This window comes from Brevibacterium sp. LAARM2_SD2, assembly GCF_057364785.1.
Map to the genome: position 1 here is coordinate 100,570 of NZ_JBNFOM010000010.1, position 24,854 is coordinate 125,423.

The 24,854-nt window shown below is 71.2% G+C and carries 23 protein-coding genes and 3 pseudogenes; 12 read left to right on the top strand and 14 right to left on the bottom strand.

The features are described 5' to 3' along the window. On the bottom strand, positions 1-1,245 hold the full coding sequence (locus AC2W7K_RS08535; RefSeq protein ID WP_332839522.1) for a winged helix-turn-helix domain-containing protein: 1,245 nt from the start codon (positions 1,243-1,245) through the stop codon (positions 1-3). 163 nt (positions 1,246-1,408) lie between these two features. On the opposite strand from AC2W7K_RS08535, the gene AC2W7K_RS08540 reads away from it, so the two are divergent. From AC2W7K_RS08540 to AC2W7K_RS08560, 5 genes are all read left to right on the top strand, one after another. Beyond that, positions 1,409-1,972 carry a hypothetical protein gene (locus tag AC2W7K_RS08540; protein ID WP_198498402.1) on the top strand — a complete coding sequence of 188 codons (564 nt, stop codon included), beginning with the start codon at positions 1,409-1,411 and terminating at the stop codon, positions 1,970-1,972. A 36-nt stretch (positions 1,973-2,008) separates the two neighbouring features. After that, a complete protein-coding gene (locus AC2W7K_RS08545; RefSeq protein ID WP_198498401.1) occupies positions 2,009-3,193 on the top strand; it encodes a sensor histidine kinase in 1,185 nt (394 codons plus the stop codon). Next, the gene (locus AC2W7K_RS08550; protein ID WP_486006002.1) at positions 3,190-3,642 is read left to right on the top strand and encodes a response regulator; all 453 of its coding nucleotides are present in this window, start codon (positions 3,190-3,192) and stop codon (positions 3,640-3,642) included. Before AC2W7K_RS08545 ends, AC2W7K_RS08550 begins: the two co-directional genes overlap by 4 nt. Continuing rightward, positions 3,630-3,839 carry a response regulator transcription factor gene (locus AC2W7K_RS08555; RefSeq protein WP_486006003.1) on the top strand — a complete coding sequence of 70 codons (210 nt, stop codon included), beginning with the start codon at positions 3,630-3,632 and terminating at the stop codon, positions 3,837-3,839. The genes AC2W7K_RS08550 and AC2W7K_RS08555 overlap by 13 nt, the downstream gene beginning before the upstream one ends. A gap of 67 nt (positions 3,840-3,906) precedes the next feature. Further along, complete coding sequence (locus AC2W7K_RS08560; RefSeq protein ID WP_198498399.1) at positions 3,907-4,947, top strand: DUF418 domain-containing protein; 1,041 nt, start codon at positions 3,907-3,909, stop codon at positions 4,945-4,947. Between the two features lie 107 nt (positions 4,948-5,054). Here AC2W7K_RS08560 and hpf read toward each other — a convergent pair whose 3' ends face one another. The 6 genes from hpf to mtrA all read right to left on the bottom strand — a co-directional run bounded on the left by hpf (position 5,055) and on the right by mtrA (position 10,690). Further along, a complete protein-coding gene (hpf, locus tag AC2W7K_RS08565) occupies positions 5,055-5,735 on the bottom strand; it encodes a ribosome hibernation-promoting factor, HPF/YfiA family (RefSeq protein WP_198498398.1) in 681 nt (226 codons plus the stop codon). Positions 5,736-5,802: 67 nt separating this feature from the next. Further along, positions 5,803-6,513, bottom strand: a complete 711-nt coding sequence (locus tag AC2W7K_RS08570; RefSeq protein WP_198498397.1) for a ComF family protein — start codon at positions 6,511-6,513, stop codon at positions 5,803-5,805. Between the two features lie 9 nt (positions 6,514-6,522). Beyond that, positions 6,523-8,247, bottom strand: coding sequence for an LpqB family beta-propeller domain-containing protein (locus tag AC2W7K_RS08575; protein WP_198498396.1), 1,725 nt, complete (start codon positions 8,245-8,247; stop codon positions 6,523-6,525). Next, the gene (locus AC2W7K_RS08580) at positions 8,244-8,864 is read right to left on the bottom strand and encodes an ATP-binding protein (protein ID WP_486006004.1); all 621 of its coding nucleotides are present in this window, start codon (positions 8,862-8,864) and stop codon (positions 8,244-8,246) included. Before AC2W7K_RS08580 ends, AC2W7K_RS08575 begins: the two co-directional genes overlap by 4 nt. After that, entirely contained in the window at positions 8,861-9,187 is a 327-nt protein-coding gene (locus AC2W7K_RS08585) for a histidine kinase dimerization/phospho-acceptor domain-containing protein (RefSeq protein WP_486006010.1), read from the bottom strand. Before AC2W7K_RS08585 ends, AC2W7K_RS08580 begins: the two co-directional genes overlap by 4 nt. An 822-nt stretch (positions 9,188-10,009) precedes the next feature. Next, positions 10,010-10,690, bottom strand: coding sequence for an MtrAB system response regulator MtrA (mtrA, locus tag AC2W7K_RS08590; protein WP_198498395.1), 681 nt, complete (start codon positions 10,688-10,690; stop codon positions 10,010-10,012). Positions 10,691-10,769: 79 nt separating this feature from the next. Here mtrA and AC2W7K_RS08595 point away from each other — a divergent pair, with 79 nt between their 5' ends. From AC2W7K_RS08595 to AC2W7K_RS08615, 5 genes and pseudogenes are all read left to right on the top strand, one after another. Next, positions 10,770-11,825 (top strand): hypothetical protein, encoded by a 1,056-nt coding sequence (locus AC2W7K_RS08595; protein ID WP_486006005.1) that lies wholly within the window; start codon positions 10,770-10,772, stop codon positions 11,823-11,825. Then, positions 11,822-12,529, top strand: coding sequence for a DUF4129 domain-containing protein (locus AC2W7K_RS08600; protein ID WP_198498393.1), 708 nt, complete (start codon positions 11,822-11,824; stop codon positions 12,527-12,529). Before AC2W7K_RS08595 ends, AC2W7K_RS08600 begins: the two co-directional genes overlap by 4 nt. A gap of 194 nt (positions 12,530-12,723) precedes the next feature. Continuing rightward, positions 12,724-13,218: pseudogene (locus AC2W7K_RS08605) on the top strand (DUF4350 domain-containing protein); the annotation flags it as partial. A gap of 537 nt (positions 13,219-13,755) precedes the next feature. Further along, positions 13,756-14,868, top strand: a complete 1,113-nt coding sequence (locus tag AC2W7K_RS08610) for an AAA family ATPase (RefSeq protein WP_198498391.1) — start codon at positions 13,756-13,758, stop codon at positions 14,866-14,868. Then, entirely contained in the window at positions 14,869-16,155 is a 1,287-nt protein-coding gene (locus AC2W7K_RS08615) for a DUF58 domain-containing protein (RefSeq protein WP_198498390.1), read from the top strand. 108 nt (positions 16,156-16,263) lie between these two features. Here AC2W7K_RS08615 and AC2W7K_RS08620 read toward each other — a convergent pair whose 3' ends face one another. After that, the gene (locus AC2W7K_RS08620; protein ID WP_198498389.1) at positions 16,264-17,262 is read right to left on the bottom strand and encodes a stage II sporulation protein M; all 999 of its coding nucleotides are present in this window, start codon (positions 17,260-17,262) and stop codon (positions 16,264-16,266) included. A gap of 75 nt (positions 17,263-17,337) precedes the next feature. Here AC2W7K_RS08620 and AC2W7K_RS08625 point away from each other — a divergent pair, with 75 nt between their 5' ends. Beyond that, complete coding sequence (locus AC2W7K_RS08625) at positions 17,338-18,186, top strand: RDD family protein (RefSeq protein ID WP_198498388.1); 849 nt, start codon at positions 17,338-17,340, stop codon at positions 18,184-18,186. Between the two features lie 80 nt (positions 18,187-18,266). Here AC2W7K_RS08625 and ahcY read toward each other — a convergent pair whose 3' ends face one another. From ahcY to AC2W7K_RS08640, 3 genes are all read right to left on the bottom strand, one after another. Then, the gene (gene ahcY / locus AC2W7K_RS08630) at positions 18,267-19,727 is read right to left on the bottom strand and encodes an adenosylhomocysteinase (RefSeq protein ID WP_198498387.1); all 1,461 of its coding nucleotides are present in this window, start codon (positions 19,725-19,727) and stop codon (positions 18,267-18,269) included. Positions 19,728-19,797: 70 nt separating this feature from the next. Beyond that, a complete protein-coding gene (locus AC2W7K_RS08635) occupies positions 19,798-21,231 on the bottom strand; it encodes a phosphohexomutase domain-containing protein (protein ID WP_198498386.1) in 1,434 nt (477 codons plus the stop codon). Between the two features lie 32 nt (positions 21,232-21,263). Next, positions 21,264-21,578, bottom strand: coding sequence for a DUF3499 family protein (locus AC2W7K_RS08640; RefSeq protein ID WP_232623550.1), 315 nt, complete (start codon positions 21,576-21,578; stop codon positions 21,264-21,266). A gap of 163 nt (positions 21,579-21,741) precedes the next feature. Between AC2W7K_RS08640 and AC2W7K_RS08645 the strand changes: the two genes are divergently transcribed. After that, positions 21,742-22,110, top strand: a complete 369-nt coding sequence (locus AC2W7K_RS08645) for a metallopeptidase family protein (protein ID WP_198498384.1) — start codon at positions 21,742-21,744, stop codon at positions 22,108-22,110. 58 nt (positions 22,111-22,168) lie between these two features. Here AC2W7K_RS08645 and AC2W7K_RS08650 read toward each other — a convergent pair. From AC2W7K_RS08650 to AC2W7K_RS08660, 3 genes and pseudogenes are all read right to left on the bottom strand, one after another. After that, positions 22,169-23,241, bottom strand: a pseudogene (locus tag AC2W7K_RS08650) (DUF5719 family protein). Continuing rightward, positions 23,202-23,624 (bottom strand): hypothetical protein, encoded by a 423-nt coding sequence (locus AC2W7K_RS08655; protein WP_486006011.1) that lies wholly within the window; start codon positions 23,622-23,624, stop codon positions 23,202-23,204. Before AC2W7K_RS08655 ends, AC2W7K_RS08650 begins: the two are co-directional and overlap by 40 nt. After that, positions 23,621-24,854 (bottom strand): annotated as a pseudogene (locus AC2W7K_RS08660) (hypothetical protein); the annotation flags it as partial. The gene AC2W7K_RS08655 and the pseudogene AC2W7K_RS08660, both read right to left, overlap by 4 nt.

Consider the following 24,854-nt stretch of genomic DNA (forward strand, 5'->3'; position numbering starts at 1 on the left):
CTAGCTTAATGGCAGGTGAGTCCCGCACACATCCACCGACCCCGCCCCCAGCCACCGTCCCAGCGCGGTGAGTTCGGCGGTGAGCTCGTCCCAGTGCTCCTCCCCCGGCTCCCAGGTCACCTTGAGCGCGCGGAGCACTCCCGCCGGTCCGTCGCGGTGGACGTCGACGCGGGCGACGAGGCGGTCGCCGAGGAGGAACGGCATGACGTAGTACCCGTGCTTCCGCCGGGACGCGGGGGTGTAGATCTCGATGCGGAAGTGGAAGTCGAAAAGCCATTCGATGCGCGGGCGGTGGAAGACGAGCGGGTCGAAGGGGGCGAGCAGGGCTCTGGCCGCCGTCGCCCGCGGGGTCCTCGCCGCATGCCAGCGCAGGGCGGGCGAGCCCGCGACCTCGACCTCGACGAGTTCGCCAGAGGTGAGCAGCGTCTCGATCGCGACGTCGGTCGGGGCGCGCAGCTGTCGGAAGTAGTCGGCGAGGCAGTCCGGGCGCGCGACCCCGAGAGCCCGGGCGGCGATGCGCGTGAGGGCCAGCACGTCGTTGGCCGTCCCGGACACGCCCCGCGGGGGCTTGCCCGCGCCGCTCTGCAGCCCGAGGTCCGGGGCCTCCGGGGTGCCGTAGGCGAGGACCGGTTCGCCGAGGAGGGGGCTGACATCGCGCGGCAGCGCATAGATGCGCTCGAAATGGTCATTGCGTCCCGCGGAGCTCACCGCCCCGGAGACGAAGAGCGCTTCGAGCGCCGACTTCACCTGGCTCGGGTTCCACCCCCAGTGCCCGCGGTGGCGTTCGGGTAGGTCATGGTCGACGAGCTCGGAGACCGACCTGGCGGTCTGCGGTCCGTCCTCGAGCGCCTCGAGGAGGGACCGCTGCAGGGCCCGAAAGGCCGCCCCGGTCTCCGGGTGGCGCTGTCCGTGGTCGATGCGCCACCACTCCGCTCGGCTGCGGGCGAAGTGGCGCCACGTCTCCGGGGGCACGAAGGCCGCCGCGTGCGCCCAGTACTCGGCGCCCATCCGCGGGTCGGAGTAGAGGAGCCGGTCGAGCCGACTGCGGTCATAGGGTCCCAACCGCGAGTAGAAGGGCAGGTAGTGGGAGCGCACGACTCGGGCGACCGAGTCGATCTGCGCCAATCCCATCCGCTCGAACGTCGCCTTGAGATGGCGCGCGGTGACCTGCGGCGGGCGGGGACGGTCGAGACCGGTCGCCGCGATCGCCGTCCGCCGCGCCGCCGCCAGTGACATCGTCTGCATGGCCCCACGATAGGCCACCCCACTGACGCGACCCAGCTCTGCCCGTTCGGCCGAGTCGGATCGGCCGAACGGCTGAGGTCGCCGCCCCCTGCCGCGCGACAGGATGGAGATCCCACAGCGGACCACCCTCCGGTCCGTCCCTCGAACACAGGAAGGACCTCTCATGAAGAAGGTCATCATCGCCCTCACCTCCGTTCTCACCGCGCTGGCAGTCGGCATCGGCGCGCTCTTCTTCTGGGAGTACCGGTCGAAGGCCCAGCTCGAAGCCCAGGTCGAGGACTACCTCGGCGGCTGCGACGTCACCGCCTCGGGCATCGAGGTCCACGGGCGCCCCTACATCCTCTCGGCGATGGCCGAGCGGGCCGAGCTCACCTACGTCGATCTCGCCCCGCAGGCCGGGACGAAGAAGGACCAGCTCATCGTCCACGAGCTCAGCGACGGCCGGGCGGCCCGCGTCTCCCGCTTCGTCACCTTCGACTACCCGCAGGCGGATGCGCGCCCCGTCGAGGACGAAGCCGGGGCGTTCACCGACCAGGCGACGATGGGCGGGAAGACCGTGACGTTCTCCGGCACCGCCGGTGACGGCAAGCTCGAGGTCTTCGCCGACGACCGCAGCATCGGCAGCCTCGACCTGCCGAACGGTGCGACGCTGACCTCGGTGTTCGCCAACAACGACGGCGTCGCCGCGGAGATCGAGTACGCGGACCCGACGTGCGCTCGCGCCTGAGGACCCGACCGCTCGGCGATGACTAGACTCCGAGACATGAAGACCGTCCTGACCTGGCTGTGGCTCGTGCCGGTACCGCTCTGCCTGGGACTCGACATCCTCGCCGCGTTCGGACTGCTCACCGCGCTGACCACGGTGGCCGCCACCGTGGTCAGCGCCGTCGTCCTCATCCGCACCCGGCTGACGACCCGCACGGCAGCCGCGGTCAGCCCGGGCACGGCGCGCCTGCTGCTCATCGTCGTCGCCGTCCTCGTCGCCGCCCAGCTCGTCCTCGTCGTGGGCTCCGGCATCAGCATCACTGTGCTGTGGCTCAGCCTCGTCGTCCTCGCCGTCCTCGGTCGGGTCGCCGTCTCCCCGCTCCAGATCACCGGGCTCGTCGTCCTCGCCGTCGCCGCCGTCCTCGCACCGGGGCTCGCCGCCGGCTTCTCCGCCGGGGACGGCTTCACGTTCGCCTTCGGCGCCTCGACCGGGGTCATCGCCGCCCTCGCCCTCGGCCTGCTCCTGCGGATGGTCGACCGCTCGCTCATCGAACGTCACGCCACCGCCGTCGCCGACGAGCGCCGCCGCATCGCCACCGAACTCCACGACATGGTCGCCCACGAGGTCACCGGCATCGTCGTCCTCTCCCAGGCGGCCGCCCGCAGCGACGACGTCGGCATCCTCCACACGGCGCTGGGCAAGATCGAGGAGTCGGGCACCCGCGCGCTCGAGGAGATCCGCGCCCTCGTCTCGGCCACCCACGACGATGCCGCTGCCGCCCGGACCCCGGTGACGACCGGCCGCCAGGGACTCCTCGATCGGGTCGAGGCCTTCCGCGCGGCCGGGGGCACTGCGGTGACCGTCGACCTCGATGCCTCCCTCGCCGAGGCGGTCCCCGGCCCCGTCTGGGCCGTCCTCGACCGCGTCCTCGTCGAATCCCTGACGAACATCCGCCGGCACGCGGGCACCGCCGTGCCGGTGACGATCGGACTCACCGCCGACGACATCACCGCCGACCGCCTCGGCGCCGTGATCCTCACGATCGCCAACGCACCGGGGGCCGAGGGGATCGGACGCGGCAGCGGCTCCGGTCTCATCGGACTCCGCCACCGGGTCGAGGGCACCGGCGGCACCCTGACCGCCGGTCCCGTCGCCGGCGGCTGGGAGGTCCGCGCCCGCATCCCGCTCACTGCACCGATTCAACCGACCCCGCCGACCCACCCGAAGGAGCCCCGCCGATGATCAGAGTCGCCCTCGTCGATGACCAGGAGATGGTCCGGATGGGCTTCGCGCTCATCCTCGATGCCGACCCCGACATCACCGTCGTCGGGCAGGGTGCTGACGGGGTCGATGCGATCGAGCTGACCAAGCGGGAGCACCCCGACGTCGTCCTCCTCGACATCCGCATGCCCCGCCTCGACGGACTCTCCGCGCTGCCGCGGCTGACCCCCCTGACGAAGGTCATCATGGTGACGACGTTCGACGACGAGGAGTACGTCGATGCCGCCCTCGACCAGGGCGCGAGCGGGTTCCTCCTCAAGGACGCCGGACCCGACCTCCTCATCGCCGGGGTCAAGGCCGCCGTCGACGGGGAGGCCCTCATCTCTCCCGCCCTCACCCTCGCTCTCCTGCGCCGCCGCTCACCGGCCGCGCAGCCGCACGCCGGCCGCGCGACCGGGTGGAGAGCCTGAGCGAGCGCGAACGCGACGTCGCCGCCCTTGTCGCCACGGGACTGACGAACCAGGAGATCTGTGCCGAGCTCTACATCTCCCTCGGCACCGTCAAGACGCATCTCGGGAACATCCAGACCCGCCTCGGCGCCCGCAATCGCGTCGAGATCGCGGCCCGCATGTGGGAGTCGGGGGCGATGGATCAGCCGAACGGCTGAGGGCGGAGCCGGCGAACCGGTCGCCCGGCCGATGTCTCAGGCCGCTTCCCCGACGAGGATGGAGGCCATGAACTCACACGCACTCACCCCGCCGGTACCCGCTTCCGCGCAGCCGACCGGCGACCAGCTCACCCGTCCCCGCCGGATCGCCGCCCTCGACGTGCTGCGCGGCGTCGCCCTGTGCGGCATCATCTTCGTCAACCTGCCGCCGATGTTCGGACTCAGCTCGGTCGACGGCAGCGGCGACACGCTCCCGTTCTACGCCGCGAGCCAGGACTTCGTCCAGGGCCGGTTCTTCCCGATCTTCTCGATCCTCTTCGGCATCGGCTTCGGCATCATGTGGCACTCCGCCCGCCGACGCAGCCCCCGGCCCCGTCTCGCCCTGCTGCGCCGATTCCTCTTCCTCGGCGCCCTCGGCGCCCTCCACATGCTCCTCCAGCCCGGTGAGGCGCTCCTGCCGTACGCTCTCGCCGCGCTCGTCGTCCTCCTGCCCTCGACGTGGCTGCCCGCCCGCGTCCTCCCGGCGATCACCTCGGGTCTCGGCGCGCTCCTCCTCATCGCCGGAATGGCCACCGGCGGCGGGATGGCGATCATTCCCGGCCTCTTCCTCCTCGGCTTCGCGATCGGCTACACCGACTTCGTCCGCACGGCGCTGGCTCACCCGGGCCGCCTCGCCCTCGTCGGCGGGCTCGCCGCCGCCGTCACCGTCACCGGGTTCCTCACCACGGACTACCTCACCCGCCAGCTCGATCAGTGGATCACCGCGGGCCTGGGGATCACGATGGCTCTGTGCTATGTCATCGTCGTCCTGCTCCTCATGCGCACCCCCGCCGAGTCGGTCCTCCGGGCCGTGTTCGCGCCGCTGGGGCGGATGGCGCTGACGAACTACATCGGCGCCACGCTCCTCCTCGTCGGCGTCCGCTTCCTCGTCCCCGACCTCGCGGCCTTCGACAGCGAGGGCGGCTACGTCGCGGCTGCGGCTGTGTGCACGGCGATCCTCATCGTCCAGATCATCGCCTCCGCCGTGTGGCTGCGGTTCTTCTCGCAGGGCCCGCTCGAGCGTCTGTGGCGCATCGTCACGTGGGGCCCCTCCCGCGCCGAGCGCTGAGCCTCCCGCGCCGAACACTGAACAGCCCACCTCCCGGACATGCGCCGAGGCGGCACTCCCCTTCACGGGGTGTGCCGCCTCGGTAGCGTCGTCGGGTCAGGCGGTGCCTAGTCGGCGACCGTCTCCGGCAGCGCCTCTTCGCTGACGAGGTCCTCGTCGAGGGCGATGACACCGTAGCTCCAGCCCTTGCGGCGGTAGACGACGGAGGGCTTCGACGACTCCTCGTCGATGAAGAGGTAGAAGTCGTGGCCGACGAGCTCCATCCGGTTGAGCGCCTCCTCGATGCCGATCGGCGCCGCCGCGAACGACTTCTCCCGCAGCACCACGGGCGAATCGCCCTCTGCCTTGATCCGGCCGTTCGTCTGGTCGGGGGTCGATGCGGTCGTCTCGGCGTCGGCATCGGCCTCGGTCCCTCCGAGCGGCTCGGCGACGGGCATCTTCGCGAGCGCCTCGGCGGTCGACTCCTTGCGATGACGGCCGACGCGGGACACCTTGTTCCTGTCCCTGGCCCGCCTCAAGCGCTCGACGAGCTTGGCCCACGCGAGGTCGAGGGCGGCGTACTTGTCGCTCGCCATCGCCTCGGCGCGGATGACCGGACCCTTCGCCACCACCGTGAGTTCGACCCGCTCGCTCGTCTCGGGCTGCTTCGTGTTCTTATCGTGAGCGACGTGGACCTCGACACGCTGCGCGCGAGGCGCGAGCTGCTCGACTTTGGCGATCTTGTCTTCGATGTGCGCGCGGAAGCTGTCGGAGATGGTCAGTTGGCGTCCGGTGACAACAATGTCCATGATGGGTCCTTTGGCGACTCGTTCTTCGGATGAATCCGATCCCATTCCCTTGGATGGGTAAACACCGTTATACAGTAAAGGGAGAGACAAATCGAGTGCCCCCGCGACCGAGTCCGATGACTGCGGCAACAGCGGGTCTGACCTGCACCGATGTTAATACTCTTGCGCTTTCGGCCAAGGTCGCGCCGGTGGTCGAGAAATCGTCGACGAGAATGACCGTGGCGGTCTCCGCAGCGATTTCCCGCACCCGCCGGGAGGGCGGATTCGGGATGAGGAATTGCGAGTTCTCCGCATTGTGCGCCCGCTCGTGTGCCCCGAGTCCGACCTGGTCGTGGCGCCTGCGCGCGGCGAGGACGTCGATGACCTCGAGCGACAGGTCCGGAGCGAGCTGCCCGGCCCGCCGGGCGAGGGCGGCGGTGTGCGATCCTCCGCGGCGGCGGAGAGCTGCCTGCGAACTCGGTGCGGGCACGACGCCCACCGGTCCGCCCGGATGACCGACGAGGTCGAGGGCGGCGACGATCGCCCGTGCGAGAGCGAGGGCGAGCGGGTCGAGGACGTCCCGACGGCCGTTGTCCTTGAAATTGACCACCATATGGGACACCCGCGAGTTGTATTCCGAGACCCCGACGACGGGCAGCGTCCCGTACCGCGGCTCCATCGCGCGCGGAACGCCGCCGAGGAGCATGAGGCACGTCGTGCACAGCGAGACGGTCTCCCGCCCGCAGCCGGCGCACCGTCGCGGCAGGAAGAGATCGGAGAACTCGCTCAGCAGCCCCATCGCAGCGACTCAGCCCGGATACGCGGGATCCTTCGCCGTGACGTCGATGAGCTTCTGCCACGCGTTCGAGTTATACGAGTAGATCTCGCCGGCGGTCCCGGTCACGAGGATCGAGCGACCGTCCTCGCCGGCCGCGATCCGGTCGCCGCCGCCGGGCAGCTGGCCGAGCTGCTCGGGCGGACCCGCGACGTGGACCCGGTAGGGCTGGACGGTCTCGCCCGGCAGCTGCGCGAGCACCGCGAGCGAGGTCGACCCGCCCCACGAGATGTCCTGGATCCCGGAGAAGTACGAGCCGACCTGCAGCGGGGCGTCGGAGAGGGAGGCGGCGGGGTTGCCCGCCCGGTCGCGCGGGATGCCGACGACGTCGATGCGCTCGGGCTGATCGCCCTGCCGGCTGAGCACCGCCAGCCTGGTGCCGTCCCGGGAGACCTCGAGATCGAGCAGGGTGCGACCGGAGAGGAAGTCCGCGGCGACGGTGTAGACCTGATCGTCGCGGCCGACCGCCGTGATCTCGCCCTTGTTGTCGCGCTCGCCCGTCCAGATCGAGTTGAACCGGTCGATGCTCGGCCCGACGAGCGACGACCCGTTGAGCACGGTGCGCGACTCCGAGGAGTCCGCGCGCAGCCGCTTGAGGTGCTGCCCGTCGTCCTCGAGGTACGCGTAGATCGAGTCGTCGAAGGACACGGCCGGGTCGCTGGCCTTGGCATCGCTGAGGTCGGGGCTGTTCTCCGCCCGGGCCACCGTGGTGCCGGAGATCCGCGAGATCCGGTTGTTCGCGATGACGACCGGCGGCCCGTCGACCTGGACGGAGGAGTCCGTCTTCGGCTGCAGGCTCTCGGACACGACCTGACCGCCGATCGTCAGCTCGACGCTCGAGACCGAGGGGATGGCCCGCAGCGTCGAGGCGATCTGCTGCCGGATGAGGCCCTTCTCCCGGTCCGTCGGCGCCGGGGTGAGATTGCCGAGGGAGACGTTGGCGACGCCGTTCTCGATCGTCACGACGTTCGAGTCGTTGAGCTTCGCCCCGTCGGGGGCCGCCGTGATGACGGCCCCGGCGAGGTAGGGCGCGGGCCCGGTGAGGAGTTCGTTGATGATCGCCGTCGGGGTCGACGACGAGCGCAGGAACCACCGGGAGTCGGGCACGAGGTAGGAGAAGTCAGAGGTGAAGAACTCGAGCGAGTAGCTGAGGAAGATCGTGCGGAACGTCGTCGGGGTGACGAGCAGGCCGTCGGGGGCCGAGGAGATCCGCCATTCCCCGTTCTCCTGGCGCAGCGAGAACTCGAGGTTCGAGCGGGTGTCCGGGGTCGCCGAGGAGAAGATCCCCGAGGAGTCGACGATGCCGACGACGGGAGCTGACATCGTCAGCGTCTTCTGGTCGGAGGTGACCTCGTAGTTGAGCGAGTCGAGGTCGGTGTCGCCGGGCAGCACGGACACCGAGGCGAGCGGGTTCCACTCCTGGGCCTCCGCCTCGGTGAGGAACGACTTCGCGACGGCGAAGTTGTTGCCGGTCCCGGCGCCGGCGGCGAGGAACCCGCGGACGATCTCCCCGACGCTGTCACCGGGCTTCGGCCCGTCCGGGGTCCGCGCGCTGCCGGCGGCGGCCTCGTTCGATGCCGCCGGGAGGTGTCCGACGGGCGAGGTCGTGGGAATCGAGGAGCACGCGGTCAGGGCGAGGCTCGCGCAGACGGCGAGGACGATCGTGACCACGCGCATCCGGGCTGTCGACGGTCTCATGAGCTTCCCTTCTGCAGTTCGCTCTCCTCCGCCTCGGCGGGTTCGCTGCGGTCGGGGACCGCCTCGGCGAGATCGGCTTCGACGACGATGGGGATCGACCCGGTCTGGATCCGCACCGAGCCGTCGGAGGACATCGGGCCGGCGACGAGCGCGGAGCCGCGGATCTGCGCGTCCCGCGGCGGCAGCGGCAGCGGCGACGAGGTGATCTCCTGGTCGGGACGGCGCGGCAGCGTCAGCCGGAAGCACGAGCCCTCCCCCGGGTTGCCCCACACCTGGAGCCAGCCGCTGTGGAGGTGGGCGTCCTCGAGCGAGATCGCCAGGCCGAGGCCGGACCCGCCGAGGGTGCGCTTGCGGGCGGGGTCGGCGCGCCAGAACCGGTCGAAGACGTGCTCGACCTGCTCCTCATTCATGCCCACGCCGTGGTCGCGCACGCTCACGGCCACCGCCTCGGCGTTCGAGGCGACGTAGACGTCGATCGGCTTGCCCTCCCCGTGCTCGATGGCGTTGACGACGAGGTTGCGGATGATCCGCGTGATCCGCACCCGGTCGACCTCGGCCATGACCGGTGAGGACGGGGCATGGACGACGATGTGCGTCGACATCTGGTCGGCGATCATCGAGACGGTCTCGACGACGGAGGTGACGATCGCGCCGACGTGACGGGTTTGGCGACCAGCGCTGCGGCCCCGGCGTCGTAGCGGGAGATCTCGAGGAGGTCGGAGAGGAGGGCGTCGAAGCGCTCGGCCTGCGAGTTGAGCAGCTCGGCGCTGCGGGCAGTCACCGGATCGAGGTCGTCGCGCGCATCGTAGATGAGGTCGGCGGCGGCGCGGATCGTCGCGAGCGGGGTCCGCAGCTCATGGGAGACGTCGGAGACGAACTGCCGCTGCAGCACCGAGAGCCGCTCCATCTGCTGGATCTGGTGCTGGAGGGTGTCGGCCATGTCGTTGAAGCTCTCCCCGAGCACCGCGATCTCGTCGTTGCCGTGGACGGGCATGCGCTCGTCGAGGTCGCCGTCGGCGATGAGGCGGGCCACCTCCGCACGTGCGCACCGGGGTGACGACGAGGCGGGTGACGATCCACGCGACCGCACCGACGAGGACGACGAGGACGAGGGCGGCGACGAGCATCGACCGCTGGACGAAGTCGAGGGTGTTCTGCTGTTCGGTCAGATCGCCGAGGTAGTAGAGCTGGAACTGCCCGGCGCCGGGGACCGTGAGCTCCTGCGTGATGAGCAGGCCCGGCCCCTGCCCGCCCGGCAGGCTCACCGACTGGTAGAGCATGTCATCGGTCGGCGCCTGCCCGATCGCCTCCCGCAGGTCCGAGCTCACCGGCATCTCCGCCGCCGACTCGGCTGAGGAGTCCATGCCGACGCTGATCGTCGAGAACGACGAGTTCGGGTCCCGCGGCTGCAGGGTGAGCGCGTAGACCGAACCGGTCGAGCGGTTGAAGATCGAGGAGAGCTGGGAGGACAGGTTCTCCTGGGTCACGGCCTGCCCGTCGGCGGGGGCGACGCTGCGCAGTTCGGCGACGATCGTCGCCGCCTGCTTCGACAGGGAGTCGAGCCGGTTGTCGAAGAGCCCGCGGGAGATCTGCTGGGACATGTACGTGCCGACACCGAAGATCGCCACCGAGGTGAGGATGACGGTGAGGACGACGATCCGCACCTGCAGGGAGTAGCTGAACGACCGGCGGATGAACGCCCAGAGGCTCGTGAGTCCGTTCGCTGTGGTGCGGAGGGCTCCGCGCACGGCGGAGGTGGGGTTCACGCCGCTCGGCCCGCCTTGTACCCGACCCCGCGGACGGTGACGATGATGTCCGGCTTCTCCGGATCGCGTTCGATCTTCGATCGCAGGCGCTGGACGTGGACGTTGACGAGCCGGGTGTCGGCGGCATGCCGGTAGCCCCACACCTCTTCGAGCAGGGTCTCACGCGAGAACACCTGCCAGGGCTTGCGGGCGAGGGCGACGAGAAGGTCGAATTCGAGCGGGGTCAGCGAGATCGGCGCCCCGCCCTTCGTCACGGTGTGACCGGCGACGTCGACGACGACATCGCCGACGGTGAGCAGTTCGGGGGCCTGCGGCTCGGAGATGCGCAGGCGCGCCCGCACCCGGGCGATGAGCTCCTTGGGCTTGAACGGCTTGGGCACGTAGTCGTCGGCGCCGGATTCGAGACCGAGGACGACGTCGACGGTGTCCGACTTCGCGGTGAGCATGATGATCGGCACCGAGGAGACGTCGCGGATCTCCCGGCAGACCTCGAGCCCGTCCTTGCCGGGCAGCATGAGATCGAGGAGCACGAGGTCGGGTCCCACCTTCTGGAACTCGTCGAAGGCCTGGTCGCCGGTCGCGGCGAAGAAGGGTTCGAAGCCCTCACTTTTGAGCACGATTCCGATCATCTCGGCCAGAGCCGTGTCATCATCAACTACGAGGATACGAGCGTTCATACCTCCATTGTCGCTTAAAGTCATGTGAAGTTTCGACCGGGACACCCGGTGTCGGCCATCCGTGGCAGGATTGTCTGCAATGGGACGAACGAACGCATGGACTTCGCAGGTCGACTGGCAAACCGGCCGGTGGCAGCCCCGCAGTCCGTCTCCGGGGCATTCGCCGTGGCGACCGCCGCTTCCCCGCGGCATCCTCCCCAAGCGTCCCCTGACGTTCTTCGAGGTCCTCGACACCGGCTTCCGCCTGCTCCGCTTCATCCCGTCCCTGGCCATCGGCGCCCCCCTCATCGTCGTCACCCTCGGCACGCTGGCGCTGACCGCGGCGGGCACGGCGCTGACGCTGACCTTCCTGCCGTTCCTCGCCGACGTCATGGCCGACGACGAGGCGATGTCGGGCTTCGCGCTGCTGGCGCAGCTCGGGTCGTTCGTCCTCGGCCTCCTCAGCCTCGGGTTCGTCCACTTCCTCGCCGGTCTGCTCGCCCCCGGAGCCGAGAACTCCTTCGGGGCGCGGCGGACGACGCTGACGGCGGCCTGGCGCGCCCTGACCGGACGCCGCCTCAGGCTCGTCGGGGCGGCCCTGCTCATCACCGGCATCGACACCGTGCTGCTGGCGCTGCTCGCCGGCCCCGCCGTGGCCGCCGGCCTCCCCGGCGCCCCGATCATCGGCGGTGTCATCGGACTCCTCCTCCTCGGCGTCTGGGTGCTCGCCGTCGTCTGGCTCAACCTGCGCCTGGCCTTCACCGGTGCGGCGATCGCCGCCGAGGACGCAGGCATCGGCGGCGCACTCGCCCGCTCGTGGCGGCTGACCGGCAGCGGCTTCTGGCGCACCCTCGGCCAGCTCGGACTCGGGTACCTGCTGGCCAATCAGCTCATCCAGCTCGTCATCTCGCCCTTCGTCTTCGTCGTCACCATCGTCCTCACCGCGGTCCTCTCGACCTCCGGCGGGGACCTTGCGGTGATGGCGGCGATCGCGATCACCGCAGGTGCCGTCGTCCTCGCGCTCACCGCGGTCTCCTCCGCCGTCCTCTACGGCTACTTCTCCTGCCTCGTGTGCGTGAGCTACTTCGATGCCCGGATGCGCAGCGAGGGCTTCGACCTCGTCGTCATCCGCACCGAGGAGGCGGCCGCGTCATGATCCCGCCCATCGTCGCCGCCGCCTCCGGGGTCATCGACCGTGACACCGGTCGCGAATGGCTCAACCGCGAACTCAGCCGCAGCGAGTATGCGGAGAACGACCTCACACCGCTCGAACAGCTCGGGCGCTGGCTCGGCGATGTCTGGGCCGCGCTCCTCTCCGCGGCGCTGGGAGGGAAATCGCCGTGGCTGCTCCTCCTCGTCGTCGCGGCAGTCGCGGTGCTCATCGGACTCATCGTCTGGCGGGTGCGGCGCCTCGGTCTGCGGCGGGCCCGGATGCCCTTGGCGGCCTTCGACGCCGTCGTGACCTCCCCGCGCCCCGAACCGTGGCGGGAGAGCGCCCGAGCCGCCCACGAGCGCGGCGATCATCGGACCGCGGTCATCGACGAGGCCCGGGCGATCTTCGCCGTCCTCGGCCTCAAGCACGTCATCGACCTCGAAGCCGCCCAGACGGCGAATGAGATCACCCGCGTCGCCGGCACTGCCCTGCCCGCGCACGCGACCGCCCTGCGGCGGGTCTCACGCGTCTTCGACGACCTCATGTTCGGACCCGACGACGAGCTCGGGCCGACCGACCTCGCCGGCGTCTACGCCGAGTTCCTCGCCCTCGACGCCGAGCTCGACGCCCTCCCCGCCCACCGCGGCGCACCCGCCCGGAGCGGCGACCCCTCCCGGACCCTGACCGCCGAGGCGGGACGACGATGAGCGCGGCGATCGATGTCGCCACCCGCGGCACCGTGAGCACCGCGGTCGTGCCGTTGAGCGCCCGGCTGCGCTCGGCCGGGGTGTGGATCGTCGGCGCCGTCGTCGTCCTCATCACCGTCATCGCCACGCTGCTCATGACCAGTGACCGCGCCCCGGAGGACCCGCTCCACTACGACGGGGTGGGCCGGGAGGGGATGAAGGCCCTCGTCGAGACCCTGCGCGACCACGGCACCGAGGTGGTGACGACCGAGAGCCTCGATGCCGCCCGGGAGGCGAGTGCCCGACCCGACACGACGCTGCTCATCCCCGCCGGTGCCGACGTGCTCAGTCCCGGGGACGTCGACGGGCTGACCTCGGCCCTGCGCGAGGAGGGCAACCGGCTCGTCCTCGTCGACCCCGGCATCAGCCTCGGCGCGTTCACCGATCGGCTCACCACCGCCGTCTCCGATTCCCCGCTGGCCGATCCCGATCCCGTGTCCGCGCCTGCGTGTCGGATTCCCGCAGCCGTGGCGGCCGGCGACGTGAGCACGGGTGAGAGCCTCTACGCGGCCGTCGAGCCCGGCGACCCTCAGATCCGCATCTGCTACCCGCAGACCGGACCCGGAATCATCGCGGACCCGGATGACCCCGCCGGGCAGCTCGTCGTCGACGACGGCGGCGACGTCCCCCTCACGGTCCTCGGCAACGGCAGCTGGCTGAGCAACGGCGAGATCGACGAGGACGGCAATGCGGCGCTGTCCCTCTCGACGCTGTCGCAGACTCCGAACCTCGTCGTCTACTACCCGCGGGAGGGCACCGATGTCGCTCCTCCCCCGTCGACGATCGACTTCGTGCCCAGCTGGTTCCTCGCCGGCGCAGCCTGGCTCGTCCCCTGCCTCCTCGTTCTCCTCCTCGTCCTCGGGCGCCGCTTCGGACCGCTCGCCGTCGAACGCCTGCCCGTCGTCGTGCCTGCTGTCGAGACCGTCTTCGGCCGGGCGGCACTGGCTGAGCGCAGTCGCGACCGCGCCGGGGCCCTCCATGCGCTGCGCACCGCGCGTGCTGCGCATCGCCGCGCGACTCGCGCTCGGTCCCGAGGTCGGCCGCGACGTCCTCCTCACCCGGGTCGCCGGCGCCACAGGTCGCGATCCCACGCAGGTGACCTGGGCGTTCGCCACCGCCGCCCCCGCCACCGACCGCGAACTCACCGAGGTCGTCGACCTCATCGACACGATCGAAAGCGAGATCCCATGACCAGCAGCCACCCTGCGCGCCCCTCGACTCCCCCGGGTGTGCCTCCGGCCGCGCCGGGGCCGGACACCCCGAACGACCACCTGGCCGCCAACGGCCAGGCCACCGCCGGCCGGGCGCCGGCGGACGCTCCTGTCGGCCGGGCACCGTCCGAGGCTCCCGCCGACCCGCTCGCGGCGGCCTTCGCCGCGGTGCGGGGTGAGATCGGCAAGGCCGTCGTCGGACAGGACGACGCGGTCACCGGTCTGCTGCTCGCCCTGCTGTGCCAGGGCCATGTGCTCCTCGAAGGCGTGCCCGGGGTGGCGAAGACCCTGCTCGTGCGCAGCTTCGCGACGGCCGTCGACCTCGACCACACGCGCATCCAGTTCACCCCCGACCTCATGCCCTCCGACGTCACCGGGTCGCTCGTCTTCGACGCGGCCACCTCGGACTTCGAGTTCCGCAGCGGGCCCGTCTTCACGAACGTCCTCATCGCCGATGAGATCAACCGGACTCCGCCGAAGACGCAGTCGGCCCTTCTCGAGGCGATGGAGGAGCATCAGGTCTCCGTCGGCGGCCGCTCCCGGGCCCTGCCCGAGCCGTTCATCGTCGCCGCCACCCAGAACCCCCTCGAGTACGAGGGGACCTACCCGCTGCCGGAGGCCCAGCTCGACCGGTTCCTCTTCAAGCTCGTCCTCACCCTGCCCGACCGCGACCGCGAGTTCGAGATCCTCGACCGGCACGCCCACGGCTTCGACGCCGGCCGCCTCGACGTCGCGGGGCTGCGCCCCGTGCTCGACCGCGACATGATCGCCCGTGCCCGGCAGGCGGTGGCGACCGTCCACATCGCACCGGAGATCATCACGTACATCGTCGATCTCGCCCGCGCCACCCGGCAGGCGCCGTCCCTGGCCCTCGGCGTCTCACCCCGCGGGGCGACGCGGATGCTCGCCGCCGCTCGCGCCCTGGCCTGGCTGGCCGGTCGCGACTACGTCACCCCCGACGATGTGAAGTTCCTCGTGCCGATGACCTTGGGCCACCGGGTCATCCTCCGCCCGGAGGCGCAGATGGACGGACTGAGCGTCGGCCAGGTCCTCGACTCGATCGTCGCGACCACTGAGGTCCCCCGCTGAATGACCTCCCGTCTGCTCCTCCTCACCCTCCTCGGGATCGTGCCGGTCATGCTCGTCCCGGGGTGGACGAGCGCGCTCATCGTCGCCGGGGTCATCGCCGTCGTCGCCTTCGTCGACTGGCGGCTCGCTCCCGCCCCGCGCCTCATCGGCCTCCAGCGCACGCCGGGGCCGATGGTCCGCCTCGGCGAGGACACCACGGCCACGCTCACCCTCGTCAACGATTCGCCCCGGCGGATCCGGCTCTCGGTGCGCGACGCGTGGGCCCCGAGCGCCGGTGCCCACAGCACCCGAACCGCGCTCACCCTCGATCCCGGTGAGACGCGGGAGATCACGACCGTCTTCACGCCCCGCAGGCGCGGTGCCCTCGCCGCCGATCAGGTGACGCTGCGCACGGCGACGGCCCTCGGCCTCGTCCGGCGGCAGCGAAGCTTCGACGTCCCCGCCGCGATCCGGGTCCTCCCGCCGTTCGTCTCCCGTCGGGAGCTGCCGTCGAAGATGCAGAAGCTGCGGGAGCTCGAAGGGCGGTCCGCGGTGATGATCCGCGGCATGGGCACCGAGTTCGACTCCCTGCGCGACTACGTCGACGGCGACGACGTCCGGTCGATCGACTGGCGGGCCAGCGCCCGCGCCCAGGACCTCATCGTCAAGACGTGGCGCCCGGAGCGCGATCGCCGGGTCGTCATCGTCGTCGACTCCTCGCGGCTCGCGGCCCGCCGCAGCGGCGCGGGCACGGTCTTCGACGCCGCCCTCGAATCCGCGCTCCTGCTCACGGCGCTGGCCGCCGGGGCCGGGGACCGCGTCGACGTCATCGTCGCCGATGCCCGGGTGCGCGCGACCGCCTCGAGCCACCGCTCCTCCGACCCGGTCCACGACCTCTCCGTCGCGCTCACTCCCGTCCACCCCGAGCTCTACGACGCCGACTGGGAGCAGATCGCCGGCAGCGTGCTCGCGACCTCGCGGCAGCACGCCCTCGTCGTCGTCATCACCGCCCTCGACGAGGCGACCGTGGCCGAGGAGATCCTCCCCGTCCTCCCGACCCTGATGAGCCGTCACCGCGTCGTCGTCGCCTCCGTCGCCGACCCCGACCTGAACGACCTCGCCGCGCGCCGCGGCGACGCCACCGAGGTCTACACCGCTGCCGCGGCCGCCGCCGAGCTCCTCACGGTGGAGGCCCTGCGTGCCCGGCTGCGCGGGATCGGCGTCGATTCGGTCGCAGCGACCCCCGAACACCTGCCCGGAGCCCTCGCCGACCTCTACATCGGACTCAAGGCCACCGGCAGGCTCTGAGCCGCAGATACACTGTTGCCCACCGCCGCGGCGCGGGGCTGCCCCATCGCCTCGGCGACTGACTGCCATGCTGCCTCGGCGCGGGACCAGCCCACCGCTGCGGCGCGGTCACCGGTCGGTGGCGACGATCGCGTAGCCGGCCTCATGGTCCTCGAGGTCCGCCGAGAGCCCCGCCCGGGCGGCCCTCCTCCCGAGCGTTCCCGCATAGACGACGATGGCGGCCGTGTAGGCGACGCCGATCGCGATCTTCAGCGCGGGCGGCAGCGGATTGGGCGTGACGAAGCCCTCGATGAGTCCCGAGAGGAAGAGCATGATGACGAGCCCCCCGGCGACGACGAGGAGGGAGCGGGCCTCCCGGGCGAGCTTCGTGCGGCGCAGCTGCGGACCGGGGATCACCCAGGCGAAGAAGAGCCGCAGGCCGGCGGCCGCGGCGAGCAGGATGCAGCTGATCTCCGGGATGCCGTGGGGAAGGATGTAGAGGAAGAAGTCGGCGCCGCGGTCGAACTCGAACATCATCGCCCCCGAGAAGCCGACGTTGACGGCGTTGAGGAACAGTCCCTGGAGGACGAAGACGCCGGTGACGCCGAGGAGGACGAACTGCACGGCGATCCACGCGTTGTTCGTCCACACGCCGATGGCGAAGAAGCCGTTGGGGTTCTCCTTGTAGTACTCGACGAAGTCCTGTTCGGCGAACTGCCGGCGGTACTCGTAGTCGCCGAACGTGTCGAGGACCTCCGGGTGGGTGCCGGCCCACACCCCGGCGAGCACCGAGGCGGCGAGGAAGGCGAGGGCGATGACGACGAAGTCCCAGCGCAGCCGGTAGATCGACAGCGGAAGTGCGATGGCGAAGTAGCGGGCGATACCGGACAGACCGCCGGCCGGCACCGACGAGAGGTGGTTCCGCGCCCGGTGGACGATCGCCGAGAGCCGGGCCGCCTCGAGCGAGTCGGGGGCGACCGTCATGATCTGGGAGAGATCCTTCGACGCCGCCCGGTAGAGGTCGAGGAAGCGCTGAGCCTGCGCCGGATCGAGCCGATTGCGCTTCGCGAGATCCGCGAGCTCCCGCCACTTCTCACCGTGCATCTCGGCCAGCAGGTTCGGATCCATGCCTCCACCCTAGACGATCGGGCCCGGCACGAGTCTGTGCCGCGGGCGACCGCCTCGGTGTGCCAGGATGGTGGGGTGAGCACTCTCGTGACCGGCGAAGCCGTCGAACTCAGCGTCCAGCCGGCGGCCCTGGCCGCCCGGGCGCTCAGCTGCGCCATCGACTGGCTCCTCTACACCCTGGTCAACATCGGTCTGCTCATCGGCATGTTCTGGCTGCTTCTGCGGATCCTCGAGGTCAACACCCTCATCCTCGGATCGGTGATGACGATCATGAGCATCAGCGTCTTCGTCCTCCTGCCGATGCTCGTCGAGGTGCTCACGAAGGGCCGGTCGGTCGGCAAGCTCATCCTCGGTCTGCGCATCGTCCGCGACGACGGCGGGGCGATCCGGGTTCGGCACGCCGTCATCCGAGCGCTCCTGTGGCCCTTCGAGGTGCTCGCGACCGGCGGCGGGCTCGCCGCGCTCTCCGGTCTCGTCTCGCCGCAGACCAAGCGCCTCGGCGACTATCTGGCCGGGACGCTCGCGGTGAGCGAGCGCACGAGCCCGCCCCCGCCGGTCACCACCCACGTCGCCCCGCAGCTCGCCCACTGGCTGAGCGAGACCGATGTCTCCGCGGTGCCGACGGGACTGCACCGGCGCATCGTCGCGTTCCTCGCGATCGCCCCGAACCTCGGGCACGAGTCACGGTGGCAGCGGGCCGTCGAACTCGCCACGGAGCTCAATCCCCATGTCGCCCCCGCCCCGCCGGAGGGCACCCTGCCCGAGCAGTTCCTCTCCGCGATCGCCCACCGGCAGCGGTTGACCGAAGCCGCGAAACAGCAGCGCCGAGGTGTCCAGGCACAGCAGTTCCGCGCCGGCATCGACCATCTGCCGCACGGCCTGCGGCTGCGGTCCGGGACCGCGCAGGGAGATCACCGCGGCTGACGACACCCCGAAGGCGGCTGACGTCCGCCCCTGAAGAGGCCGCGTCGTCGCCGCCCGGCTCCCTTCCGGTGCCCGGCGTCTCAGTACCGGTAGTGGTCGGGTTTGAAGGGTCCGGCGACGTCGACGCCGATGTACTCGGCCTGCTCCTTCGTCAGTTCGCTCAGGCGCGCACCGAGGGCGGGCAGATGGAGGCGGGCCACCTTCTCGTCGAGCTCCTTCGCCAGCCGGTGGACCGCGTTGTCGTAGTCGGAGGCCGAGGCCCACAGTTCGATCTGGGCGAGCACCTGGTTGCTGAACGAGGCGCTCATGACGAACGACGGGTGGCCCGTGGCATTGCCGAGGTTGAGCAGGCGGCCCTCGGAGAGGACGAGGATCTCCGTCGTCTCCCGGTCGAGTCCGAGCTCGGCGGGCACGGGCACCGTCCACTGGTGGACCTGCGGCTTGATCTCGATCGTCGACACCCCGGGCAGGCGGCGCAGGCCGGCGAGGTCGATCTCGTCGTCGAAGTGCCCGACGTTGCCGACGATCGCCCCGGGCTTGAGCCGCTGGAGCGTCTCGACGCCGACGACCCGGGTGTTGCCGGTCGTCGTGATGACGATGTCGGCCTCGGCGGCCACCTCGTCGAGGAGGGCGACCTGGTAGCCGTCCATCGTCGCCTGAAGAGCGCAGATGGGGTCGATCTCCGTGACGACGACACGCGCACCCTGACCGCGCAGCGCCTCGGCGGCGCCCTTGCCGACGTCGCCGTAGCCGACGACGACGGCGATCTTGCCGCCGATGAGCACGTCGGTGGCGCGGTTGAGCCCGTCGGGCAGGGAATGGCGGATGCCGTAGCGGTTGTCGAACTTCGACTTCGTCACTGAGTCGTTGACGTTGATCGCGGGGAACGGCAGCTCCCCGGCCTCGGCGAGGCGGTAGAGCCGGTTGACTCCGGTCGTCGTCTCCTCGCTCACCCCGCGGATGCCGGCGGCCAGCGCGGTGAAGCGCCCGGGTGCCGCGGTCATCGCGGATTCGAGCTGGGCGAGGAACGCCTTGTACTCCTCGGGGTCGTCCTCGTCCGCGCTCGGCACGCGCCCGGCCGCTTCGGCCGCGGCGCCCTGCAGGACGTACATCGTCGCGTCCCCGCCGTCGTCGAGGATGAGGTTGGGTCCCTCGGCGAAGTCGAAGATCCGGTCGGCGGCCCACCAGTACTCCGGCAGGGACTCGCCCTTCCACGCGAAGACGGGCACACCCTCGGGGGACTCGGGGGTGCCGTGTCCGACGACGACGGCCGCAGCGGCCTCGTCCTGGGTCGAGAAGATGTTGCAGCTCGCCCAGCGCACCTGCGCGCCGAGGGCGACGAGCGTTTCGATGAGCACGGCCGTCTGCACCGTCATGTGGAGGCTGCCGGCGATGCGGGCCCCGGCCAGCGGTGCCTGTTCCGCGTACTCCTCGCGCAGGGCCATGAGGCCGGGCATCTCGCGTTCGGCGAGCCGGATCTGATGGCGACCCGCCTCGGCGAGACTGAGATCGGCGACCTGGAAGTCGGTGGGTTCGAGCACGGGGCCTCCTTGTGCGGTGGGGTGTCGGTGCAGCTGAGAGTCGGTGCGGCTGCGGGTCGGTGCGGCAGGCTCAGGCGGCCCGGCCGGAGACGATGACGGTGGCGAGGTCGGTGAGTTCGCGCACGCGCGCCTCGTCGGGCGCTTCGACGTTGAGCCGCACGAGCGGTTCGGTGTTCGACTTGCGCAGGTTGACCCACCAGTCCTCGCCCTGCAGGCTGATCCCGTCGAGATCCTCGATGCGCCCGGGACCGAAGTCGGCGGCGGCCGCGGCGAAGGCGGCGAGGACGGCATCGGGGTCGGCGACGGTGAAGTTGATCTCCCCCGACTGGCGGTAGGTGTCGTAGGCGGCGACGAGGCTCGAGGCCTGGCCGCCGGCGGTGGCGAGAGCGGTGATGAGGTGACAGGCGGCGAGCATGCCCGAATCCGCGCCGTAGAACTCCTCGAAGTAGAAGTGCGCGGAGTGCTCGCATGCGAAGACCGCGCTCTCCTCGCGCATCAGGGTCTTGATGCCGGAGTGGCCGACCTTCGAGCGGATCGCACGACCGCCGGCGGCGGCGATCGCCTCGGGGACGCTGCGGGAGGTGATGAGGTTGTGGATGACCGCGGGCGTCTCGACGCCGGCGGCCCGGGCGCGGGCGATCTCGCGTTCGGCGACGAGGGCGCCGACGGCCGAGGCCGACAGCGTCGCCCCGGTCTCGTCGATGAAGAAGCACCGGTCGGCGTCGCCGTCGAAGGCGAGCCCGAGGTCGGCGTCGTACTCGACGACCGCCCTTTGGACGTCGACGAGGTTCTCGGGTTTGAGGGGGTTGGCCTCGTGGTTGGGGAACGTCCCGTCGAGCTCGGTGTAGAGGCCGATGACGTCGAGGTCGAGCTCGGGCAGTCCCGCGGCGGTGCCGAAGACCTCGTCGAGGAGACGACCGGCCATGCCGTTGCCGCAGTCGACGACGACGCGCAGACCGCGCACCGCGTCGACGTGGGTGAGCTCACGGATGCGCTGGGCATAGCTGCTCCGCATCGTCGCCGCCGCGCTCTCGTCGACGGGCACCTGGGCGGCGTCCGTATCGGGCGCCGGGGCGTCGGGGGCGAGGTCGCGGATCCGTCCGAGTCCGGAGTCGAGGCTGACTCCGCCGGCGCGGGGTCCGCAGATCTTGATCCCGTTGTAGTCGGCGGGATTGTGGCTGGCGGTGATCATCGCCCCGGGCAGGTCGAAGATCCCGGAGGCGTAGTAGAGCTGGTCGGTCGAGCAGAGGCCGAGGAGGACCGGGCACCGGCCCGCGGCGGCGATGCCCGCGGCGAAGGCCCCGGCGAATCCCGGGGAGCTCGGGCGCATGTCATGGCCGACGACGACCTCGGTGCTGCCGTGGATCTCCGCCATCGCGGTCGCCGTGGCCCAGCCGAGGGCGAAGAGGATGTCATCGTCGAGTTCGTCGGGGATCCTCCCGCGGATGTCGTAGGCGCCGACGGCGGTGGCCAGGGCGCGGGCACGGGAGGCGGGGAGGGTCATGGGGTGTCCTTCGTGGAGTTCGTCAGTGGCGCTCACGGGCCGATGATGCGCAGGTGTCCGTGGCGGCGGCCCTGTCCGGTGTCGGCCTCGGAATCGGCGTCGACGGCCCGCGGCCGGCTTCCGGGTGCGGGGGTCGCGGCTGCCTCGCGCACCGCGTCGGCGATCGCGAGGAGATCGTCATGGGTGCGCTCCGGCGGTTCCTCGGTCGCACCGATGCGGATGAGCTCCCAGCCCACCGGCGGGGTGAGGCGGGCGGCGTGATCGGCGCAGAGGTCGTGGGCGCCGGGTTCGGCGCGGCGGGCGAGGGGACCGACGACGACACACGCGTCCGCATGCACGTAGGTCATGGTCGCGGAGGCGCTGCGCGAGCAGCTGACTTTCGAGCACGTTCGCAAGGCTGACACAGTCGTTCACTTTACACGCTGCCGCTGCCCGTTCCCCGGTGGCCGGGCCGAGCGGCGGGCGAGTTCTGCGGGTTTCCTCACAGCGGTCTCGGTAGAATCATCGACCATGAACGTCAGACGCCGCCGGGACCGGCATGGACGGGGCCTGCGGTCCTCTCTCTTCCGCGCGGATGTGCCCGCGCGCGCGACCCGGGCGGAGTCCTTCGCGCGGGTCGCCGCCGAGGAGTTCGCCCGGCACCGCGAGCAGGAGCCCGATCTCCTCGCCGAGGTGGTCCTCGCCATCGATGTCGTCCCCCCGCCGGGGTCGACGGAGCCGAGCTTCGGTCGGGTGTTCCCCGCGACCCCGCAGCGTCGCACGCACATCGTCCTCTACCGTCGGCCCATCGAATACCACAGCCTCGGGGGGACGCGGGAGACCCTCATCGCCGAGGTGATCGCCGACCAGGTCGCGCTGCTGCGCGGCGCGCAGGGCTGAGCGCCGCAGTCTCCGGCGGAGTCGGAGCCGGATCCTCGGTCAGGTCGGAGACGGCTCCTCAGTCGAGCCGGATGTCGCGGTAGGCGACGCCGGCCGGGGCCGGCGCGGGCATGACCGCGGAGACCCCGGAATCCGAGGTCACGAGGAGGCTCGCGTGGACGCCGTCGGCCGCTGCCCCGGCAGCGCCCTGTCCGCTGATGACGAGGGCGCGCACCGCCTCGGCGGAGACCTCGGCCGGGGCCAGGGTCGTCGTCGCGGTCGGGTTGAGGTCGACGACGCGCGGGTCGGTCAGGCTGCCGTCGTCGAGCATGCCGCTGACCTGCACCTGCCCCTGCCCCGGGGAGAGGAAGAGCTGCGCGGTCCCGGTCCGCGGCAGGGCCATGAGCTGAGCGTCGGCGAGGCCTTCGGTGGCGGTGATCGTCGCGAAGTCGCCCGCTCCCCCGTCGGGGTTCGTCGCCACGGATGCGGTGGCCTGGACGGGCTGGTCGGAATCGAGGACGAGGCTCGTGGCGGCGAGCTCGCCGAGGTCGGCCTCGGCGACGCCCCCGGCGACGACGGTGAGCGCCGACCGGGGGATGTCGACCTCCCCGTCGGGACCGTAGGCCTTGAGGGCCACCTCGGCGAGGTCATCACCGGGGTTGGCCACGCGCACGCGCACGCTCCTGCCGTCGAGTCCCGTGAGGACCTGCTGGTTCGCGGCCGGCGCCCCCGGCGCGGCGAGGTCGATGCCCTGCGGGGTGAGCCCGTCGAGCTTTGTCTCCTGGATCGACCCGGCGAGGACTCCCCCGTCGACGGAGACGTCGACGGCGAGTTCGGGGCGCCCGCGGCGAGGCCGGCGAGGCGGACGGCCCGCTGGGAGCCCGCGCGGATGCTCAGTTCGGTCGGCTCGCCCCGCGATCCCGAGGGAGTCATCACCTGGACCTGGGCCTGGACGGGGACGCTGCCGGGGTTGCTCAGGAGCAGCTGCGAGTTCGATCCCGCCTCACCCGATCCGGCGACGATCCGGAAGTTCGCCGCCGGTGCCGCGCACGTCAGCGTGGCGAGCCCCGTGAGGTCCCCGGAGGTGCCTTCGACGGTCTCGAGCGCCGTGGTCAGGGCGGGGGCACCGGGTCGGGCGAAGCCGGTGATGATCTTCGTGTTCTCGACCGGGTCGTCGCCGGAGACGAATCCTCCTGATGCGGGGTTGTCGAAGTCCGGAGACCCGCCGAGGTGGCCACCTGGAGGCGGGAGGCGCTCACAGAGCCGTCGGCGGCGCTGATCGGGGCGGTCGCGGAGACGACGCGGGTGCTGACGTTCGAGTCGTCGACGAACTCGGCGTCGGTGCCCTCGGCGGCCTGGTCGGTGAGCAGCGGTCCGGGGCAGATCACCTGGGTGTCCGCGGTCGGCATGCGCACCTGTTCGGGGCTGCGACTGAGCGTGCCCGCGGGCAGCGGGGTGAGGAACGACGTCGTGGCGATGAGGATGCCGGGAACGGCGATCGCTGCGAATGTCACGGTGCTGCGGCCGAGCCTCATGCTCTCTCCTCCGACCTGTCCGATGCGGCACCGTCAGCCGACGAGCCGTCCCGTGCTGCGGTGTCGTCTGGGTGGGTGCCCTCAGCGTGGACGCTTTGTGCCTCGGTGTCCTGTAGCGCGGTGTTCTCTGCGCGGGTGCCCTCAGAGTCGGGGCTCTCAGCGTCCGGTGTCGACTCCCCGTGCTGCGGCGCGGTCGTCGCGCGGTTTCCTGATTCAGCGCGGCGGCCTGACTTAGCGCGGCGACCGGATTTCGCCCGCCGACCGCGCCGCGTCATGGCCGCCGGCTGCGGGTCCGCCGCAGCGCTCCCCGTGTCCGCAGCGCTCCCCGTGTCCGCGGCGCTCCCGGTGTCGGCGGCATCCGCCTCGGCGGCACCTCCCGACGGTCGCTGCGCCGACGCGGACCCGGTCTCAGCGGTCTCGGTCTCGGAGGTCGCAGAGGAGTCCCTGTTCTCCGCGCCTGCGGACGCCTCTGCAGTGTCAGACCCGTCCGCCGAGATCCCAGGTTGGTCCGCGGTCCCGGATTCCCCTCGAGCGGTCGCCGGCGCGCCGCGCCGCACGGCCCGGTTCGGGGTGGGGCGGCGACTGCCGATGGGCAGGGCGACGATGAGGCAGAGGAGTCCGAGCACCCAGCCGGCGATGACTCCCGTCGTCATCAGCGGTGACGAATCGTCGAGTTCGACGGTGCCGCCGGCAGCCGGGAGGGTGAACTCCTCATCCCATGCCTGATCCGGCTCGGCCGGACGCGGGAGGTCCTCTCCGTCGATCTTCGCCGTCATCCCGTGGGCGGTTTCGGCGACGACAAGCGTGCGACCGTCCGCGCCGGGCGCGATGTCGATCGTCTCCCCGGTGCGCGGTGCCGTCGACAGCGTGCCGTCGGGTTCGCGGACGAGGAAGCGGCCGCTGTAGGGCTTGTCGACGTTCCAGAGCACACCCGCCTCCGTCGGTCCGACCTCGACGAGGCCGGTCGCTGCGGCCACGGAGGAGCGCAGCGCGGCGTCGTCCTCGTCGACGAGGACGAAATCGACGCCGAGGCGGCCGAGCAGCTCGCGGACGTCGCCGGCGTCGTCGGCCGACAGCGCGGCCGCGGCCTGGGCGACGAGGACGTCGTCCTCACCGATGGGCAGCGGCCGGCGCTCCCACGGCGGACCGCCGACCGCCTCGGCGGAGGCCACGGTCGAGGTGCCGATGACGGTGCCGTCAGCGGTCGAGAGCAGGGTGGCGAGAACCTCG

Bases quoted from the DNA above. Each gene is read 5' to 3' on its own strand.
- AC2W7K_RS08540 (WP_198498402.1), top strand. From the start codon at position 1,409: ATGAAGAAGGTCATCATCGCCCTCACCTCCGTTCTCACCGCGCTGGCA.
- mtrA (WP_198498395.1), bottom strand. From the start codon at position 10,690: ATGAACGCTCGTATCCTCGTAGTTGATGATGACACGGCTCTGGCCGAG.
- AC2W7K_RS08600 (WP_198498393.1), top strand. From the start codon at position 11,822: ATGATCCCGCCCATCGTCGCCGCCGCCTCCGGGGTCATCGACCGTGAC.
- AC2W7K_RS08560 (WP_198498399.1), top strand. From the start codon at position 3,907: ATGAACTCACACGCACTCACCCCGCCGGTACCCGCTTCCGCGCAGCCG.
- AC2W7K_RS08550 (WP_486006002.1), top strand. From the start codon at position 3,190: ATGATCAGAGTCGCCCTCGTCGATGACCAGGAGATGGTCCGGATGGGC.
- AC2W7K_RS08535 (WP_332839522.1), bottom strand. From the start codon at position 1,245: ATGCAGACGATGTCACTGGCGGCGGCGCGGCGGACGGCGATCGCGGCG.
- AC2W7K_RS08655 (WP_486006011.1), bottom strand. From the start codon at position 23,624: ATGAGGCTCGGCCGCAGCACCGTGACATTCGCAGCGATCGCCGTTCCC.
- AC2W7K_RS08640 (WP_232623550.1), bottom strand. From the start codon at position 21,578: ATGACCTACGTGCATGCGGACGCGTGTGTCGTCGTCGGTCCCCTCGCC.
- AC2W7K_RS08620 (WP_198498389.1), bottom strand. From the start codon at position 17,262: ATGGATCCGAACCTGCTGGCCGAGATGCACGGTGAGAAGTGGCGGGAG.
- AC2W7K_RS08580 (WP_486006004.1), bottom strand. From the start codon at position 8,864: ATGATCGCCGACCAGATGTCGACGCACATCGTCGTCCATGCCCCGTCC.
- AC2W7K_RS08615 (WP_198498390.1), top strand. From the start codon at position 14,869: ATGACCTCCCGTCTGCTCCTCCTCACCCTCCTCGGGATCGTGCCGGTC.
- AC2W7K_RS08575 (WP_198498396.1), bottom strand. From the start codon at position 8,247: ATGAGACCGTCGACAGCCCGGATGCGCGTGGTCACGATCGTCCTCGCC.
- AC2W7K_RS08635 (WP_198498386.1), bottom strand. From the start codon at position 21,231: ATGACCCTCCCCGCCTCCCGTGCCCGCGCCCTGGCCACCGCCGTCGGC.
- AC2W7K_RS08585 (WP_486006010.1), bottom strand. From the start codon at position 9,187: ATGGCCGACACCCTCCAGCACCAGATCCAGCAGATGGAGCGGCTCTCG.
- AC2W7K_RS08595 (WP_486006005.1), top strand. From the start codon at position 10,770: ATGGGACGAACGAACGCATGGACTTCGCAGGTCGACTGGCAAACCGGC.
- AC2W7K_RS08645 (WP_198498384.1), top strand. From the start codon at position 21,742: ATGAACGTCAGACGCCGCCGGGACCGGCATGGACGGGGCCTGCGGTCC.
- AC2W7K_RS08545 (WP_198498401.1), top strand. From the start codon at position 2,009: ATGAAGACCGTCCTGACCTGGCTGTGGCTCGTGCCGGTACCGCTCTGC.
- AC2W7K_RS08610 (WP_198498391.1), top strand. From the start codon at position 13,756: ATGACCAGCAGCCACCCTGCGCGCCCCTCGACTCCCCCGGGTGTGCCT.
- hpf (WP_198498398.1), bottom strand. From the start codon at position 5,735: ATGGACATTGTTGTCACCGGACGCCAACTGACCATCTCCGACAGCTTC.
- AC2W7K_RS08570 (WP_198498397.1), bottom strand. From the start codon at position 6,513: ATGGGGCTGCTGAGCGAGTTCTCCGATCTCTTCCTGCCGCGACGGTGC.